This window comes from Xanthobacter nonsaccharivorans, from assembly GCF_043194755.2.
In the GTDB taxonomy this organism is placed as follows: domain Bacteria; phylum Pseudomonadota; class Alphaproteobacteria; order Rhizobiales; family Xanthobacteraceae; genus Xanthobacter; species Xanthobacter autotrophicus_G.
In genome coordinates, this window is the sequence record NZ_CM195526.1 from 1,190,168 (window position 1) to 1,205,982 (window position 15,815).

Annotated in this window: 15 protein-coding genes; 6 read left to right on the plus strand and 9 right to left on the minus strand. The window is 67.2% G+C overall.

Annotation, left to right across the window (positions count from 1 at the left end):
- The first annotated feature begins 133 nt into the window (after positions 1–133).
- Complete coding sequence (locus tag V5F59_RS05440) at positions 134–907, plus strand: fumarylacetoacetate hydrolase family protein (RefSeq protein WP_393983113.1); 774 nt, start codon at positions 134–136, stop codon at positions 905–907.
- A 146-nt stretch (positions 908–1,053) separates the two neighbouring features.
- Positions 1,054–1,494 (plus strand): hypothetical protein, encoded by a 441-nt coding sequence (locus V5F59_RS05445; protein ID WP_393983114.1) that lies wholly within the window; start codon positions 1,054–1,056, stop codon positions 1,492–1,494.
- Positions 1,495–1,766: 272 nt separating this feature from the next.
- On the opposite strand, the gene V5F59_RS05450 is transcribed toward V5F59_RS05445, so the two are convergent.
- From V5F59_RS05450 to V5F59_RS05460, 3 genes are all read right to left on the minus strand, one after another.
- Positions 1,767–2,018, minus strand: coding sequence for a GlsB/YeaQ/YmgE family stress response membrane protein (locus tag V5F59_RS05450; protein ID WP_393983115.1), 252 nt, complete (start codon positions 2,016–2,018; stop codon positions 1,767–1,769).
- A gap of 216 nt (positions 2,019–2,234) precedes the next feature.
- On the minus strand, positions 2,235–4,895 hold the full coding sequence (gene ppdK / locus V5F59_RS05455; protein WP_393983116.1) for a pyruvate, phosphate dikinase: 2,661 nt from the start codon (positions 4,893–4,895) through the stop codon (positions 2,235–2,237).
- A gap of 129 nt (positions 4,896–5,024) precedes the next feature.
- A complete protein-coding gene (locus V5F59_RS05460) occupies positions 5,025–5,165 on the minus strand; it encodes a DUF3096 domain-containing protein (RefSeq protein WP_393983117.1) in 141 nt (46 codons plus the stop codon).
- A gap of 211 nt (positions 5,166–5,376) precedes the next feature.
- Between V5F59_RS05460 and V5F59_RS05465 the strand changes: the two genes are divergently transcribed.
- A complete protein-coding gene (locus V5F59_RS05465) occupies positions 5,377–6,243 on the plus strand; it encodes an MBL fold metallo-hydrolase (protein WP_393983118.1) in 867 nt (288 codons plus the stop codon).
- A 13-nt stretch (positions 6,244–6,256) separates the two neighbouring features.
- Here V5F59_RS05465 and V5F59_RS05470 read toward each other — a convergent pair whose 3' ends face one another.
- From V5F59_RS05470 to V5F59_RS05490, 5 genes are all read right to left on the minus strand, one after another.
- Complete coding sequence (locus tag V5F59_RS05470; RefSeq protein WP_393983119.1) at positions 6,257–6,760, minus strand: TIGR00645 family protein; 504 nt, start codon at positions 6,758–6,760, stop codon at positions 6,257–6,259.
- Positions 6,761–6,901: 141 nt separating this feature from the next.
- On the minus strand, positions 6,902–7,792 hold the full coding sequence (locus V5F59_RS05475; protein WP_393983120.1) for a carbohydrate ABC transporter permease: 891 nt from the start codon (positions 7,790–7,792) through the stop codon (positions 6,902–6,904).
- A 48-nt stretch (positions 7,793–7,840) separates the two neighbouring features.
- Positions 7,841–8,782, minus strand: a complete 942-nt coding sequence (locus V5F59_RS05480) for a carbohydrate ABC transporter permease (protein WP_393983121.1) — start codon at positions 8,780–8,782, stop codon at positions 7,841–7,843.
- 159 nt (positions 8,783–8,941) lie between these two features.
- Positions 8,942–10,255 (minus strand): ABC transporter substrate-binding protein, encoded by a 1,314-nt coding sequence (locus V5F59_RS05485; protein WP_393983122.1) that lies wholly within the window; start codon positions 10,253–10,255, stop codon positions 8,942–8,944.
- A gap of 113 nt (positions 10,256–10,368) precedes the next feature.
- Positions 10,369–11,445 (minus strand): ABC transporter ATP-binding protein, encoded by a 1,077-nt coding sequence (locus tag V5F59_RS05490; RefSeq protein ID WP_393983123.1) that lies wholly within the window; start codon positions 11,443–11,445, stop codon positions 10,369–10,371.
- Positions 11,446–11,775: 330 nt separating this feature from the next.
- Here V5F59_RS05490 and V5F59_RS05495 point away from each other — a divergent pair, with 330 nt between their 5' ends.
- The 3 genes from V5F59_RS05495 (at position 11,776) to V5F59_RS05505 (ending at position 14,858) form a co-directional block, all read left to right on the plus strand.
- Positions 11,776–12,732 (plus strand): 2-hydroxyacid dehydrogenase, encoded by a 957-nt coding sequence (locus V5F59_RS05495; RefSeq protein WP_393983124.1) that lies wholly within the window; start codon positions 11,776–11,778, stop codon positions 12,730–12,732.
- Positions 12,733–12,829: 97 nt separating this feature from the next.
- Positions 12,830–13,615, plus strand: coding sequence for a protease inhibitor Inh/omp19 family protein (locus tag V5F59_RS05500; protein WP_393983125.1), 786 nt, complete (start codon positions 12,830–12,832; stop codon positions 13,613–13,615).
- Between the two features lie 316 nt (positions 13,616–13,931).
- The gene (locus tag V5F59_RS05505) at positions 13,932–14,858 is read left to right on the plus strand and encodes a TorF family putative porin (protein ID WP_393983126.1); all 927 of its coding nucleotides are present in this window, start codon (positions 13,932–13,934) and stop codon (positions 14,856–14,858) included.
- 247 nt (positions 14,859–15,105) lie between these two features.
- Here the strand turns inward: V5F59_RS05505 and radC are convergent, their stop codons facing one another.
- Positions 15,106–15,810, minus strand: coding sequence for a RadC family protein (gene radC / locus V5F59_RS05510; RefSeq protein ID WP_393983127.1), 705 nt, complete (start codon positions 15,808–15,810; stop codon positions 15,106–15,108).
- Positions 15,811–15,815 lie beyond the last annotated feature (5 nt).

A 15,815-nucleotide genomic window follows, 5' to 3' on the forward strand; every position in this document is an offset into this window, starting at 1 on the left:
GCCGCCTGCGGCGACGTCTCGCGCTGGGCCACGGCTCTCCTTCCACTTCGTTTCAGTCGGCCGAGGCACGAGGGCGGGTCGATCCCCAACTCCGGGTGCGAACGCTCCCAACAATCACCAGAGGAAACACCCCATGACCACCTGGCTGCGCTTCGCCGCCGACGGAAAGACTGGCTTCGGCACGCTGGAGGGCGACACCATCGCCGTGCACGAGGGCTGCATGTTCAATGGCGCCGCCCCGACCGGCGCCTACCTGCCCCTCGCCGGCGTGACGCTGGAGGCGCCCTGCGCGCCCACCAAGATCGTGGCGCTGTGGAACAACTTCCACGAGCTCGCCGCCAAGCTGAAGGTGACTGAGCCCGCCGAGCCGCTCTACCTGCTGAAGGCGACCACCTCGGTTGCCGCCCCGGGCGCGGTGGTCCGCCGCCCGGCAGGCTATGAGGGCAAGACGGTGTACGAGGGCGAGCTGGGCATCGTCATCGGCAAGCCCACCACCAACGTGTCCGAGGAAGAGGCTGCCGCCCATATCTTCGGCTACACGGTGGTGAACGACATCACCGCCGCCGACATCCTCAATCGCGACCCCACCTTTCCGCAGTGGGCGCGGGCCAAGGGCATCGACGGCTATGGCCCGTTCGGCCCGTGGATCTCCACCGATTTCGATCCGGCGGCGGCGCGGGTGCGCACCATCCTCAACGGGCAGGAGCGGCAGAACTATCCGCTGGCCGACATGATCTTCCCGCCGGCACGGCTCGTCTCGTTGCTGTCCAAGGACATGACACTCAACCCTGGCGACCTGATCGCCTGCGGCACTTCGGTGGGGGTGGGCACCATGAAGGAACCGGAGAACGACGTGGTGATCGAGATCGACGGGCTGGGGAGCCTGCGGAACAGGTTCATCCAATAATACCATCGGCCCCGGTCCTCGCCCGGTGCCGCGCAGGCCTTTGGCATAAGTGCAATAACCCAACGTCACTTTATCTTGGATTGTGACCGGGGGTGGCTGTACACCCTTTCCCGCCGCACGCTGCGGTTGGGGAAGGGGCGAGCGTGATGCGTGTCAGGGGATGGTTGGCGGTGCCGGCTGTGCTGGCGCTCTCGGGCTGCGCGTCGGAGGAGGCCATCAGGAGGCGGGATGCGCCCTATGAGCGCGCCTCCGTGCGGGGCGGGGAGCTGCTCACGCCGGCCATCACCGAGGCCTGCCGCGACCGGCTGCTCGAGCGCATCAAGGACATGGAGCAATCCACCGCCTTCGCGCCCTCGGTCCTCGGCGCCCGCATCATGATGTTGAAGCGCTACTCCGACTTCTTCACCGGCGAGCCGAAGGTGCCGGCGGACCAGCTCCTCGTCATCGTCGCCCAGTTCCGCGGCCCCTCGCTGGGGCTCAAGCAGAAGGGCACGTTCGGCTGTTCCTACCGCATCGAGGGGGACAGGCTGGTGCTCCTGGACGTGTTGCTGTCCGGGGATTTCTACATTCAGCGCGGCTATATCTAGAGCCGGATCCGCCCCTGTCGAGCCGTCCGTAGGGCTCCCCATGGGCTGTTACGCCGCCGTCGTTCACTAAGCCAGAAGGTGATTCACCGACGCAGAGGCCCCGCGGTGCGTCTCTATATGATCGGTGGATCGCGCTCCAGGGAATGTGCCGACCAGATTGCAAAGCAACCTGATCGGATCACTTGACCCATTCTTAACGTGCGCAAGGATGAGCCGACCGGCTTGCGATGCAGGCTGGCCGGTTCGATTCCCGAGCGGTTTCGGCGCGCGCTCTAGCTTCTGACTGCCCGCGCGCCGCCGATGAGGATGCAGGCGCCGACGATGCCGGCCACCAGATAGCCGAGCCACCCGCCGAAGCTCACCCCCAGCAGCCCGAACAGGAAGCTGGCGATGGCGGCGCCGATGATGCCGAGAAGGATATTCATGAAGAGGCCGGTGTCGCTCTTCATGAAGCTGGAGGCGATCCATCCGGCAAGGCCGCCGATGATGATGGCGGCGATCCAGCCGATTTCCGCGTTGTCCATTTCATGCCTCGCCCGTTGGCCCGCCATACGGCGGACGCAAGGAAAAACGGCGGACCTGCCAAGCTGGTTCCGGTCCAGCTTTGCGAACGCGGCATGTCTCGGGCGGCATGTCCGGCACGGCACCAAAGAAAAAGGCCATCCGGGGATGCCGGATGGCCTTTTCTGTTCCATGCCCCCGCACCAGGCGGGGGAGGGCGGCCCGGCGGGCCGCCGGGCTCACTTCTTGAGCGCAGCCTGCGCCGCCGCGAGGCGGGCGATCGGCACGCGGAAGGGCGAGCAGGACACGTAGTCGAGGCCGACCTCGTGGCAGAAGGCGACGGAGGCCGGGTCGCCGCCGTGCTCGCCGCAGATGCCGAGCTTGATGTTGGGACGCGACTTGCGGCCGCGTTCCACGCCGATCTTCACCAGCTCGCCCACGCCGTCCACGTCGATGGAGACGAAGGGGTCGGTCTCGATGATGCCCTTCTGCACATACGGGCCGAGGAAGGTGCCGGCATCGTCGCGGGACACGCCGAAGCAGGTCTGCGTGAGGTCGTTGGTGCCGAAGGAGAAGAATTCGGCGCCCTTGGCGATCTCCTCGGCGCGCAGCGCGGCGCGGGGCAGCTCGATCATGGTGCCCACCTGGAAGGTAAGCTTGGCGCCGGTTTCCTTCTCCACCGCCGCGGCGGTTTCGCGGATGACCTTCTCCACGATGTCGAACTCGGCCTTGGTGGCGATGAGGGGCACCATCACCTCGGGCACCACCGCCTCGCCGGTCTTCTTGGCGGCGATGACGGCCGCCTCGAAGATGGCGCGGGCCTGCATCTCCGCGATCTCGGGGAAGGCGATGGCGATGCGGCAGCCGCGGAACCCGAGCATCGGGTTCACTTCATGCAGCTCCTTGTTGCGCCGCTCGATGCGCTCCACGTCCACGCCCAGGCTCTTGGCCACCTCGGCGGTCTCCTCCGCCGTGTGGGGGAGGAACTCGTGCAGCGGCGGGTCGAGCAGGCGGATGGTGACCGGCAGGCCCTTCATGATCTCGAACAGCTCGACGAAGTCGTCGCGCTGCATGGGCAGCAGCTTGGCCAGCGCCGCGCGGCGGCCGGTCTCGTCGTCGGAGAGGATCATCTCACGCACGGCGAGGATGCGGCCGGCGTCGAAGAACATGTGCTCGGTGCGCGAGAGGCCGATGCCCTCGGCGCCGAACGAACGGGCCATGCGGGCGTCCGCCGGGGTCTCGGCATTGGCGCGGACCTTCAGCTTGCGCACCTTGTCGGCCCAGCCCATGAGGGTCGCGAACTCGCCCGACAGCTCCGGCTGGAGCATCGCCACCTCGCCGGCGAGCACCTGGCCGGTGCCACCGTCGATGGTGATGTGGTCGCCCTTCTTGAAGGTCTGGCCGTTCACCGTCAGCGTCTGGGCGGCGGTGTCGATGCGCAGGGCGCCGGCGCCGGACACGCAGGGCTTGCCCATGCCGCGCGCCACCACGGCGGCGTGGGAGGTCATGCCGCCGCGGGCGGTGAGGATGCCCTGGGCGGCGTGCATGCCGTGGATGTCCTCAGGCGAGGTCTCCACGCGCACCAGGATGACCTTGCGGCCCTGCTCCTTCCACGCCTCGGCCTCGTCGGCGGAGAAGACGATGGCACCGGCGGCCGCGCCCGGGGAGGCGGGCAGGCCGGTGGCGATCACCTTGCGCTCCGCCTTGGGGTCGATGGCGGGGTGCAGCAGCTGGTCGAGGGCGGCGGGATCGACACGGCCGACCGCCTCCTGCTCGGTGATCAGGCCCTCGGCGGCAAGCTCCACGGCGATGCGCAGGGCCGCCTTGGCGGTGCGCTTGCCGGAGCGCGTCTGGAGCATCCAGAGCTTGCCCTTCTCCACCGTGAACTCGAGGTCCTGCATGTCACGGTAGTGGTTCTCGAGCACGTGGGAGATGCGCTCGAATTCCTTGAAGGCGTCGGGCAGGGCCTTTTCCATGGACGGCTTGTCCGAGCCGGCGGCGATGCGCGCCTTCTCGGTGAGGTCCTGGGGGGTGCGGATGCCCGCCACCACGTCCTCGCCCTGGGCGTTCACCAGGAACTCGCCATAAAGCGCGTTCTCACCGGTGGACGGGTTGCGGGTGAAGGCGACGCCGGTGGCCGAGGTCTCGCCCATGTTGCCGAACACCATGGACTGCACGTTCACCGCCGTGCCCCAGCTCTCCGGAATGGTGTGCAGGCGACGGTAGGTGATCGCGCGGGCGTTCATCCAGGACGAGAACACGGCGCCGATGGCGCCCCACAGCTGCTCGTGCGGGTCCTGGGGGAAGGGCTTGCCGAGCTCGGCATTGACCTTCTCCTTGTACTTGACCACCAGGGCGGCCCAGTCGTCGGCGGAGAGCTCGGTGTCGAGGGTGAAGCCCTTCTGGAGCTTGTAGTGCTCCAGAATCTCCTCGAAATGGTGGTGGCTCACGCCAAGCACCACGTCGGAATACATGGTGATGAAGCGGCGGTAGCTGTCGAAGGCGAAGCGCCGGTCACCGGCGAGCTTGGCCACCGCCTCCACGGTCTCGTCGTTGAGGCCGAGGTTCAGCACCGTGTCCATCATGCCCGGCATGGAGGCGCGGGCGCCCGAGCGCACCGAGACCAGCAGCGGGTTGGCCGCATCGCCGAACGACTTGGCCGCCAGCTGGCCGACCTGGGCCAGCGCCGCTTCCACCTCGCCCTTCAACTCAGCCGGGTAGGTGTTGCCGTGTTGATAGTAATAGGTGCACACCTCGGTGGTGATGGTGAAGCCGGGAGGGACAGGCAGGCCGAGGTTGGACATCTCGGCGAGGTTCGCGCCCTTGCCGCCGAGCAGGTTCTTCATGTCGGCTTTGCCCTCGGCCTTCCCGTCGCCGAAGGTGTAGACCCATTTCGTCATGTGGCAGATCCCTGTGGCCCCGTGGGTGGGATGTCGGAATGGGCTGATGCTTTAGCGTGCAGCGCAACAGGCTTCAACAGCGCATTCGTCTTGCGGCGGTGCCCGGGCTCACGCAGCGGCCGGCCGGTTTCAGTGGCCCATGAGGCCCGTGATGCCGATGATGATGAGATAAACGGCCACGAGCACGTTCAGCAGGCGCGGAAAGAGCAGGATCAGGACGCCTGCGACGAGGGCCACGGCCGGCTGAACGATGACCATGTTGAAAGACATTGTGAAGCTCCCCTTGGCCCGGATGCCCGCTCGACACCTGTCGCCTTGCGGAAGGCTTGCGGGCGCGCGCACCTTCGGCGAACTGGCGGCAAACTTCCATCCCCCCGTCGCGTCATCTGCCGGGCGGGGCTCACGCCGGCGTGAGGGGCGCGGCGATTGCAAGCGGAAGGAGGGGTGGCACAATCTGGTCCTTTCCTTCCGGAGCGGGATCATGCCTGTCCCTGGCCGTGCCTGCCCGCCGGGCGTTCTCCCGGTGGTCGCCTCCCTCGTGCGGCTCCTTGCGGTTGCGCTGGGCCTGCTCGCCATGCTGGGCAGCGCGCGGGCCGCGCCGGAAAAGTGCCCCCGCATGGTGGCCGGGGCGAAGCCGCTGCGCCTCGCTGCCCTCGATCCGCCGCGCGGCATCGGGCTCCTGCGCTTCGCCGAGGCGACCGGCGAGGTGCGCCTGACCTTCCTCGGCCATGCGAGCTTCCTGATCGAGAGCCCGGCCGGGGTCACCATCGTCACCGACTACAGCGACTATATCGGCACGCCGGTGCTGCCCCGCGTGGTGACCATGAACCACGCCCACGACACCCACTACACGGACCATCCGGACCCGCGCATCGCCTATGTGCTGCGCGGCTGGAACCCCGGCGGCGGCCCGGCGCACCACGAGCTGACGCTGGATGACGTGTGGATCCGCAATGTGCCCACCAACATCCGCAACGGCGCGGGCACCGAATATGACGGCAATTCCATGTTCGTGTTCGAGGTGGCCGGGGTGTGCATCGCCCATCTGGGCCACCTCCACCACCTGCTGACGCCCGAGCATCTGGAGGTGCTCGGCCGTATCGACGTGGTGCTGGCGCCGGTGGACGGCTCCTACACCCTCGACCTCGACGGCATGGTGGAGACGCTGAAGGCCATCAACGCGCCGGTGGTCATCCCCATGCACTATTTCAGCCGCTGGGGGCTGGACCGCTTCCTGGCGCGGCTCGGCAAGGAGCGGCAGGTGGAGGAGGCGGCCTCGCCCACCGTTACCTTCTCGCGCCAGACCTTGCCGAAGGTCCCGACCCTGCTGGTGCTGCCGGGGCGGTAGCTGTGTCCGGACCTCAGTGCTTGTTGGCGGAGAGCTTGTCCGACCATGCCAGCACGAGGCTCGATCCCACGAACACCACGTGGATGATGACCAGCCACATGAGCGTCGTCTCGTTGATCCCGCCCTTGTCGAGGTTCATGAACGCCTTCAGCAGCTGGATGGCCGAGATCGCCACGATGGAGGCGAGCAGCTTCTGCTTGAGGCCGGTGAAGTCCACCCGGGTCATCCACTCCGGCCAGTCGGGATGGCCTTCCGGGTCGATCTTGGAGACGAAGTTCTCGTAGCCCGAGAAGATCACGATGAGCACGAGGTTGCCGGTGAGCGTCAGGTCCACGAGCGCGAGGATGCCGAGGATGACGTCGCTCTCGCTCGCGGCCGGGACGTGGAGCACGAAGTGCAGCACCTCGGCCCCGAACTTGAACAGCAGCACCAGCAAGGACACGACGAGGCCGAGGTAAAACGGCGCCATGATCCAGCGGCTGCGGAACAGCACCGATTCGATCGCACGTTCGATCATCCCTCTCGCCCTCTTGCCCAGCGGTGACCCGGCGCATGACGCGCCGCAGCGAAGGCCGCAAGGGGTGCCATGGTCGCGGCCCGAGGGCAAGCGGGCAAAGCTTCGCAGCGTAAGCCCGGCGGCCTCCCGGTGCGTGCGTCGCTACTCCTTTACTGCTCCGGTCATGGAGGACACGTAGTAATCCACAAAGAAGGAGTAGAGTATTACTACCGGAAGCGACCCGATCAGCGCCCCGGCCATCAGCGAGCCCCACTCATACACGTCGGAGCGCACCAGTTCCGTCAGCACGCCCACGGGGACGGTCTTGTTCTCCGACGACTGGATGAAGGTGAGGGCGTAGATGAACTCGTTCCACGACAGGGTGAAGGAGAAGATGCCCGCCGAGATCAGGCCCGGCACGGAGAGCGGCAGCAGCACCTTGATGAGGATCTGCCAGCGCGAGGCCCCGTCCACCAGCGCGCATTCCTCCAGCTCGAACGGGATGGAGCGGAAGTAGCCCATCAGCAGCCAGGTGGAGAAGGGCACCAGGAAGGTGGGGTAGGTGAGGATGAGCGCCAGCTTGGTGTCGTAGATGCCGAGCCCGAACACCATGATGGCGAGCGGGATGAACAGGATCGACGGCGGCACCAGATAGGCGAGGAAGATGCCGAGCCCCACCCAGCGCGCGCCGTGGAAGCGCAGCCGCTCGATGGCATAGGCCGCGAACACGGACGTCACCAGCGAGATGAAGGTGGCCGCCACCGAGATGTAGATCGTGTTCCACAGCCAGTGCGGATAGGAGGTCTCGAACAGGAGGTACTTGATGTGCTCCAGCGTGGGCTCCACCACCCACAGGGGCGAGTAGTTGTTGTAGTCCGTGAGCTGGAAGTTCGGTTTGATGGCGGTGATGGCCATCCAGTAGAACGGGAACAGCAGCACGAAGACAAAGACGAGCAGCGGCAGGATGACCGTGACGAGGCGCTTTGGCAGGCTGTCGAGATAGCTCATGCCGGTGGAGTTGTCGGTCATCTGGGCGGGCTGGGGCTGGGCCATGGCGGTCCTCGCAGAAGGGGTTCCGGGGCGCGGAGGGGCGGGGGATGGTCAGTCCGCCCCGCCCTGCTGCCACTTGCGGCGCTGCAGGCCGAAATAGCTGAACAGGATGGCCGACAGGAGGAAGGGGATCATCGCCACGGCGATGGCCGCGCCCTCGCCCAGCGAGCCGCCGGGAATGGCGCGCTGGAAGGAGAGCGTCGCCATCAGGTGGGTGGAATTCAGCGGGCCGCCGCGGGTCAGCACGTAGATCAGCTGGAAGTCGGTGAAGGTGAACAGCACCGAGAAGGTCATCACCACCGCGATGATGGGCGACAGCATGGGCAGCGTGACATAGCGGAAACGCTGCCAGGAGGTGGCGCCGTCCAGGGTCGCCGCCTCGTTGAGCGAGGCGGAGATGGTCTGCAGGCCGGCCAGCAGAGAGATCGCCACGAAGGGAATGCCGCGCCAGACATTGGCCGCGATCACCGAGGCGCGGGCGTTGGCCACGTCGCCGAGGAAGTTGATGGGGGCGGAGATGAGCCCCATCTTGATGAGCGCCCAGGAGATGATCGAATACTGGCTGTCGAAGATCCACCAGAAGGCGATGGCCGAGAGCACGGTGGGCACCACCCACGGCAGCAGCACCACGGCGCGGAAGAACGACTTGAAGGGCAGGTTCTGGTTCAGCAGCAGGGCCAGCCACAGGCCGAGCGCGAACTTAAACACCGAGGCCACCGTGGTGTAGAGGACGGTGTTGAACACCACCAGCCAGAACAGGCTGTCCCCCATCAGGGATTCGTAGTTCTCGAGGCCGATGAACACGCCCTCGCGGCCGATGCGGGTGTCGGTGAAGCCGAGCCATACGCCGAGGCCGAGCGGGTAGGTGAGGAAGAACAGCAGGAAGATCGCGGCCGGCAGCATGAAGGCGATGCCGAGCACGTGCCGGCCCTGGCCGATGCCGGCCCAGAAGGACCGCTTGGGGGACGGCGCAGCCGCTGCGACATTGGCCATGAACGTTTCTCCGGAGGGTCTTTGCTTTGGCCTCCCCCGCATGCGGGGGAGGACGGGCGGGGGGTGATCTCCCGGCCGCCCGGCGACGCGCGCCCCCAGGCGGAGGGCGCGCGTCCGGTCAGTGAAGCCCTTCTCCGGAGAGGAGGGACGGGATCCGCCTCAGCGGTAGATGCGCTCCGCGCGCTGCTGGGCGCGCTTGGCGGCTTCCTCGGGCGTGCGCTGCCCGGTGGAGGCCTCGGCCACCATGTCCACCACGATCCAGTCGGCCATGGCGGCCGCGGACTTCGGGCCGAGCGGGCCGGCGTAGCCGTTGGGCTGCAGGGTCTCGGAGGCGACCGCATAGGCGGCGTGGATCGGCTTGGAGGTCCACACCGGATTGTTGGCGAAGGCCTTCAGGGTCTGGCAGCAATAGGCGCTCGCGCCGGTCAGCCACGCATTGTACTGGTCGGCGGCGAACATGTAGGCGAGGTAGGCCTGGGCTGCCTTCGGGTACTTCGTGTACTTGAAGATGCAGGCGGAGGTGGTCTGGTGCAGCTCCACCTTCTTGCCCACCGGGCCGACGGGGAAGTTGGTGGACCGCATGTCCGCCGCCATGTCGGCCAGCTTCGGATCATTGGCCGCGGCATAATAGATGGACACGCCGTTCGCGGTGACCGAGAGGTCGCCGGCGATGAAGGCGCGGTTGTTGTTCACGTCCAGCCAGCTCTCGGTGCCGGGGATGAAGGTCTTGTAGAGCTCGGCGGCGTAGCGCAGGGCCGCGACGGTCTCCGGCGAGTTGATCACCACCTTGCCGTTCTCGTCGACCATGCGGCCGCCGTGGCTCCACAGGACCCAGTGGGTGTAGTTGTTGCCGTCGCCCACGCCGTGGCCGAGGGTGAAGCCCATGGGGTGGTTGATGGCCTTCAGCGCCTTGCCCAGCTCCAGGAGGCCCTTGGTGTCCTTCGGGAATTCGGAGAAGCCGGCCTGCTTCACCCAGCTGTCGCGGTAGACCACCGCATTGCCGATGGTGGCGAGGGGCAGGCCGACGAAGCGGCCGCCCGACTTGGCATAGGCCTCGCTGGCCGGATAGTAGCCGCCGTACTGCGCGGCGAGGCCCTTGGCGAGGTCGCTCACGTCGAGAAGCTTGTCGGGATACTGCTGGGCGTCGTCGAACCAGACCCACACGATGTCCGGGCCGGAGCCCACGTTGGCGGCGACGGCGGCCTTGGGACGGATGTCCTCCCAGCTTTCCTTGTCGATGCGCACCTCGATGCCGGTGGCCTCGGTGAACTTCTTGGTGTTGGCGATCCAGGCGTCTTCCTCGCCCTTCACGAAGGGGGACCAGCGCAGCAGGCGCAGCGAGGCGCCGGGCTCCGGCTCGAATTTCGGCACGGCCTGGCCGAGGGCCGGCGTTCCGCCGAGAAAGGGCAGGGCCATGCCGCCGGCGGCAAGGCCGGCGCCGCCCATCAGCAGGTCGCGTCTGGAAAGGGTCATTCGTCTTCCTCCCGTGAAGATCGGTCTTGTTCTGTTTCCGGCGCCCGCGTCGGCGCTGTTTCGGCGTGCGCCGCGCGGGTCTTGTGCCGGGCCTGGGGTACCCGTCGAGTGTGTCAGAGGCGCCGGCCGGTGGCCTCCTCAAAAAGATGTGTCAGTCCCGGCTGGGTGGCGATGTGGATGGTCTCGCCCGGCTTGAAGGACAGGCGCTCGCGGAACAGGCAGGTCACCTCCTGGCTCTCCCGCCCGCCCGCGCCCAGGCGGGCGATGACGAGGATCTCGGACCCGGTGGGCTCGGTGACCACCACCTGGGCCGGGGCGCCGGCGGGATCGAGACGGATGTGCTCGGGCCGCAGGCCGTAGATCACCGCCTGTCCGTCGGTGAGGCCGGCCGCGTCGGGCAGGGGCACCAGCACGCCGCTGTCCGTCTCCAGCCTGGGGTCGGCACCGAGGCGCACCTTGCCCTTGATGAAGTTCATGGAGGGCGAGCCGATGAAGCTGGCCACGAACTGGTTGGCCGGCCTGTCATAGAGATCGAGCGGGGCGCCGATCTGCTCGACGATGCCGTCGCGCATCACCACGATCTTGTCGGCCATGGTCATGGCCTCGATCTGGTCGTGGGTGACGTAGACCGTGGTGGTCTTCAGGCGCTGGTGCAGCTCCTTGATCTCGGTGCGCATCTGCACGCGCAGCTGGGCGTCGAGGTTGGAGAGCGGCTCGTCGAACAGGAACACCTGCGGGTCGCGCACGATGGCGCGGCCCATGGCCACCCGCTGGCGCTGGCCGCCGGAGAGCTGGCGCGGGTAGCGGTCGAGCAGCTTGGTGAGGTTGAGGATCTCCGCCGCCCGCGTCACCCGGGACTGGATCTCCGCCTTCGGCGCTTTGCGCAGCTTGAGCGAGAAGCCCATGTTGTCCGCCACCGTCATGTGCGGATAGAGGGCGTAGTTCTGGAACACCATGGCGATGTCCCGTTCCTTCGGCGGCATGTCGTTGATGACGCGGTTGCCGATCAGGATCTCGCCGCCGGAAATGTTCTCAAGGCCTGCGATCATGCGCAGGAGCGTGGACTTGCCGCAGCCCGACGGGCCGACCAGGACAACGAACTCGCCGTCGCGGATGCTCACATCCACCCCGTGGATGACCTGCGTCGCGCCATAAGCCTTCTTCACACCGCGAATATCCACGGTCGCCATGAAGCGTCCTCTCCCTAATCCTCGACTGCGCGGCCGGCGGATCTGGAGCCCGCCTGCGATGCCGCACCCTCTCCGGTTCTGTTCTTGGGCCTTTTCGTTGCCGGCCCGCCGATTCTTGGACCCGTCGCGGGCCGGCGCCCCGTCGGACGCGGCGCGATCATGGTGCGAGGCGCCGTCGGGATCAAGGGGGAATTTAAAACGATTGAACTTTCGTTGGGCAGGGGCCATCAGTCGCGCTACAAGGGGTTTACTCCCGGGCGCGGGCCAGCGGTGGCCCGGCGTCATTTCCGAAGCCCCGTCCTGGCGCGGGGCAGACCTGCGAGCCAAGCGATGACCGAGACTGTCCGCCCCGCCGTCCTCTTGACCGGCCCCGTGATGGAAGACGTGGTGGAGCGCCAGCTCGCCTCCCGCTTCACCCTGGTGCCCATCGAGCGGCTCGCTGATGTGAACCCCTCGACGGTTCAGGCCATCGCCACGCGCGGCAAGGTGCGCGTGGACGCGGCGTTGATGGAATCTCTGCCGAACCTGCAGATCGTCTCTAACTTCGGCGTCGGCTACGACACGGTGGACGCGGCCGCGGCGGGCCAGCGCGGTGTCGTCGTCACCAACACCCCGGACGTGCTGAACGAGGAGGTCGCGGACCTCACCCTCGGCCTCCTGCTCGCCACGGTGCGGCAGATTCCCCAGGCGGACCAGTTCGTTAGGTCCGGGGCCTGGCTGAAGGGCGCCTATCCGCTGGGGCCCACCCTGCGCGACCGCACCGTGGGTATCCTCGGCATGGGCCGCATCGGCAAGGCCATCGCCCGGCGGCTCGAGGCGTTCTCGGTGCCGGTGGTCTACCACACCCGCCGCCCGCAGCCGGACGTGGCCTACCGCCACTATCCGAGCCTCGTCGAGATGGCCCGGGACGTGGATGTGCTGGTGGTCATCGTGCCCGGCGGGCCCGCCACCCGGCATCTGGTGAATGCCGACGTGCTGGCGGCGCTGGGGCCGAACGGCATCCTCGTCAACGTGGCGCGCGGCACCGTGGTGGACGAGGACGCGCTGCTCGCGGCTCTGGAAGCCCGCACCATCCTCGCGGCCGGGCTCGACGTGTTCGAGGAGGAGCCCAACGTGCCGCCTGCCTTCTTCGGCCTCGACAATGTGGTCCTGCTGCCGCACGTCGGCTCCGCCACCCACTATACCCGTGCGGCCATGGGCCAGCTGGTGGTGGACAACATCCTCTCCTGGTTCGACGGCAAGGGGCCGCTCACTCCCGTGGTGGAGACGCCCTGGCCCAGGCCCTGAGGCGTTTCATCCCGGCTCCGCTCCGGTACCGGCAGGAGGGTGAACCTCCGGCCCCGAGGTGGTACCTTCCCCACCCCGTATCGGCATCGAGGGCAGGATGGCTCGCAGGCATCTTCTCGGTCTCGCCCTGGCGTTTGTCCTCGGCGTCCACCCGGCTCTGGCTCTGGACGCGGTGGGGGACGGCGCGGGCCGCACATCGCCGCCGCAACTGGCGCAGAAGCCGCCGGCAGCTCCTGCCGCGCCGAAGATCGATCCCGCCATGCGCGAGGCGGGAGCCCGCATGGCCGGCGACTTCCGCCTGACCAGCGCGGACGGCACCCGCGCCTGTGCCTTCACGCTGAAGCCCGACGCGTCCGGCTCGGCGCTGGCCGTCGATTTCGACAAGGAAGCCTGCGCCGTCATCGGCTTCTCCGGTCAGGTGTCGGCCTGGCTGCCGGATCCTTCTGGCTCCATCCGCCTGCTCAACGCCCAGGGGCGCACCGTCGCGGAGTTCACCGAGGGCGCCGGCGGCAGCTACGAAGCCCTCAAGGAGGGCGATGGCGTCTACTTCCTGACCAATCCGTCGGTCGCTGATGCGACGGAGGTGAATGTGGAGGAGGTCGTCGGCGATTGGGACCTGTCGCGCACGGCCGGCGCGCCCGTTTGCCGCTGGACCTTGCAGAACGTGCCCGCGGGTAAGGGCGAGGGGCGCGTCGTTTCGGTGGCGGCGGGCTGCGATTCCTCGATGCTGCGCTTTGCTCCCGTGGCCTGGGACATCGAGGGCGGAAACATCCTCGTCCGCGGCGTCGCCTCCGGTGCCGTGATCCGGTTCGCGCGCCAGGAGGACGGCAGCTGGGCCCGCACGCCGGAGCGCGGCCGGCCTTTGCTGATGACTCGCCCCTGAAGCGGGACACCGGGCCCGAATCCCCGCCCGGTCGATCCAAGTGTGTCCCAACGAACGCAGTCCGATAGGCACATCCCAGTTAAGCGGTATTATGTAGCGGTCGGGCGAGGCGGCATATCAGGCGCCGGCTCATTATTTTCCTGGCAGGAAGCAGCCTCTCATCGCTTTCCAGCGGATGCGTTGCCGTGGCGCAACACCAGAATCGTGTGTTCATGCGGGTTTGCCTAAAGCAGCGTCAGCCGATGCCTTTTTTTTCCCATTGGACAGAAGGCAAGGACCTGATTTTTATGTCTCTAAATCGCTGCGGGGTAACATTATGAAGAAGATTGCAGTCGTCGCCGCCTCTCTGCTCCTGACCGGTGCCGCCTCGGCCGCCGACCTCAGCTCGCCGATGCCTGTGAAGGCGGCCCCGGCTCCCGAGCCGACCCCCCTGTGGGACGTCGCGTTCGGCGCGAAGCTCACGAGCGATTACGTGTTCCGTGGCCTGACGCAGACCGATGGCAACCCGGCCATCCAGGGTTATGCCGAGCTGCGCCTGTTCGACTGGATCTACGGCGGCATCTTCATGTCGAGCGTCGATTTTCCGGTCACCAACCAGTTCGGTGGCGTCACCGGCCTGACGGGCCCCGCGGCTGAGGTCGACCTCTACGGCGGTCTGCGTCACACCTGGGGCGGCCTGACCCTCGACGTCGGCTACGTCTACTATTATTATCCGGGCGAAGTCGCCCAGAACACCTTCGGCCCCGGCCTCCCGGCGACCAACATTGATTACTGGGAAGTGTACTTCAAGCCGACCTACGTCATCAACGACGTGTTCACCGTGGGCGGCAACCTGTACTACTCCAACAGCTATGCGGGTTCGGGCTCCAACGATACCTACCTCTCTGGTACCCTGAAGGTCGACTTCTCCAAGTGGAGCCCGGTCAAGGACGTCGGCTTCTACGTCTCGGGTGAGCTCGGCTATCAGTGGCTTGGCTGGACCAGCTACAGCAACGTGTTCGCTGCCAACTACGAGCTGCCCTCCTACGCGACCTGGAACGTTGGCGCCGCCTTCACCTACAAGGCCGCGACCCTCGATCTGCGCTACTACGGCAGCCAGCTGAGCGACTCCCCGTCCTACGTCCCCGGCCTTGGTCTGGCCGCTACCGGCACCTGCGGCGCCGTCACGGGCCTTTCCAACGCCTGCGGCAACCGCTTCGTCGCCAGCCTGTCCTTCGACACCAGCCTGCTGGCTCTGAAGTGATCTGATCCCACGTCTCTGACGTGACGACGGCGCCGCGCGAAATGCGCGGCGCCGTTTTGTTTTCAGGCCGAGAGATGAGGACGCGCGCCCCTGCCAAAAGCTGGAGCCAGCATCCGCGCCGGGGCATCCTTCTTCGACGCAAGACGCGTCAAGGCCTGGCGTGCTGGATGTCGGACATCAACTGCGGCGGGCAGCCCTCCGGAGCAGGCGCAGCAGAACCGATACAGCGGCCCCCCTGTCGCGCGGATCAGATCAGCCGCAGGCCCTTGAGGCTGGCGTGGCCGTCCTTCCCCACGATGATATGGTCGTGCACCTCGATCCCGAGCGGCTTTGCCACATCGATGATCTTGCGGGTCATGTCGATGTCGGCCCGGGAAGGGGTGGGGTCCCCCGACGGGTGGTTGTGGCAGAGGATGAGGGCGGAGGCAGACACCTCCAGCGCCCGTTTCACCACCTCACGCGGATAGACGGGCGCATGGTCCACCGTGCCGGTCTGGAGCACCTCGTCGGCGATCAGCTGGTTGCGCTTGTCGAGGAACAGCACCCGCACCTGCTCCCGCTCGGCATAGGCCATGGCGGTGCGGCAATAGTCGATCACGGCGCTCCAGGACGAAAGGGCGGGCCGCCTTTTCACTTGCCCCTTCGCGAGGCGCTGGGCGGCCGCTTCCACGACCTTGAGCTCGGTGATGATGGCGTCCTTCACGCCGGGGATCTCGGCCAGCAGCCCGGGCGGCGCCGCCACCACCTCGGCGAAGGAGCCGAATCGATCCACGAGGGCCTTGGCGAGCGGCTTCACGTCCCGCCGCGGCACGGCGCGGAACAGGATCAATTCGAGCAGCTCATAGTCGGCGAGGGCCTGCGCCCCCGCCTCGCGGAAGCGCGCCCTGAGGCGGTCGCGATGCCCGTGGAAATGGGGCGCCTCGTTCAAGCCCTCGTCCGGCACCTCGGCCATGCGGG

Excerpts from the sequence above, each read along its gene's own strand:
- V5F59_RS05440 (WP_393983113.1), top strand. The coding sequence starts at position 134 with ATGACCACCTGGCTGCGCTTCGCCGCCGACGGAAAGACTGGCTTCGGC.
- V5F59_RS05445 (WP_393983114.1), top strand. The coding sequence starts at position 1,054 with ATGCGTGTCAGGGGATGGTTGGCGGTGCCGGCTGTGCTGGCGCTCTCG.
- V5F59_RS05450 (WP_393983115.1), bottom strand. The coding sequence starts at position 2,018 with ATGGACAACGCGGAAATCGGCTGGATCGCCGCCATCATCATCGGCGGC.
- ppdK (WP_393983116.1), bottom strand. The coding sequence starts at position 4,895 with ATGACGAAATGGGTCTACACCTTCGGCGACGGGAAGGCCGAGGGCAAA.
- V5F59_RS05460 (WP_393983117.1), bottom strand. The coding sequence starts at position 5,165 with ATGTCTTTCAACATGGTCATCGTTCAGCCGGCCGTGGCCCTCGTCGCA.
- V5F59_RS05465 (WP_393983118.1), top strand. The coding sequence starts at position 5,377 with ATGCCTGTCCCTGGCCGTGCCTGCCCGCCGGGCGTTCTCCCGGTGGTC.
- V5F59_RS05470 (WP_393983119.1), bottom strand. The coding sequence starts at position 6,760 with ATGATCGAACGTGCGATCGAATCGGTGCTGTTCCGCAGCCGCTGGATC.
- V5F59_RS05475 (WP_393983120.1), bottom strand. The coding sequence starts at position 7,792 with ATGGCCCAGCCCCAGCCCGCCCAGATGACCGACAACTCCACCGGCATG.
- V5F59_RS05480 (WP_393983121.1), bottom strand. The coding sequence starts at position 8,782 with ATGGCCAATGTCGCAGCGGCTGCGCCGTCCCCCAAGCGGTCCTTCTGG.
- V5F59_RS05485 (WP_393983122.1), bottom strand. The coding sequence starts at position 10,255 with ATGACCCTTTCCAGACGCGACCTGCTGATGGGCGGCGCCGGCCTTGCC.
- V5F59_RS05490 (WP_393983123.1), bottom strand. The coding sequence starts at position 11,445 with ATGGCGACCGTGGATATTCGCGGTGTGAAGAAGGCTTATGGCGCGACG.
- V5F59_RS05495 (WP_393983124.1), top strand. The coding sequence starts at position 11,776 with ATGACCGAGACTGTCCGCCCCGCCGTCCTCTTGACCGGCCCCGTGATG.
- V5F59_RS05500 (WP_393983125.1), top strand. The coding sequence starts at position 12,830 with ATGGCTCGCAGGCATCTTCTCGGTCTCGCCCTGGCGTTTGTCCTCGGC.
- V5F59_RS05505 (WP_393983126.1), top strand. The coding sequence starts at position 13,932 with ATGAAGAAGATTGCAGTCGTCGCCGCCTCTCTGCTCCTGACCGGTGCC.
- radC (WP_393983127.1), bottom strand. The coding sequence starts at position 15,810 with ATGGCCGAGGTGCCGGACGAGGGCTTGAACGAGGCGCCCCATTTCCAC.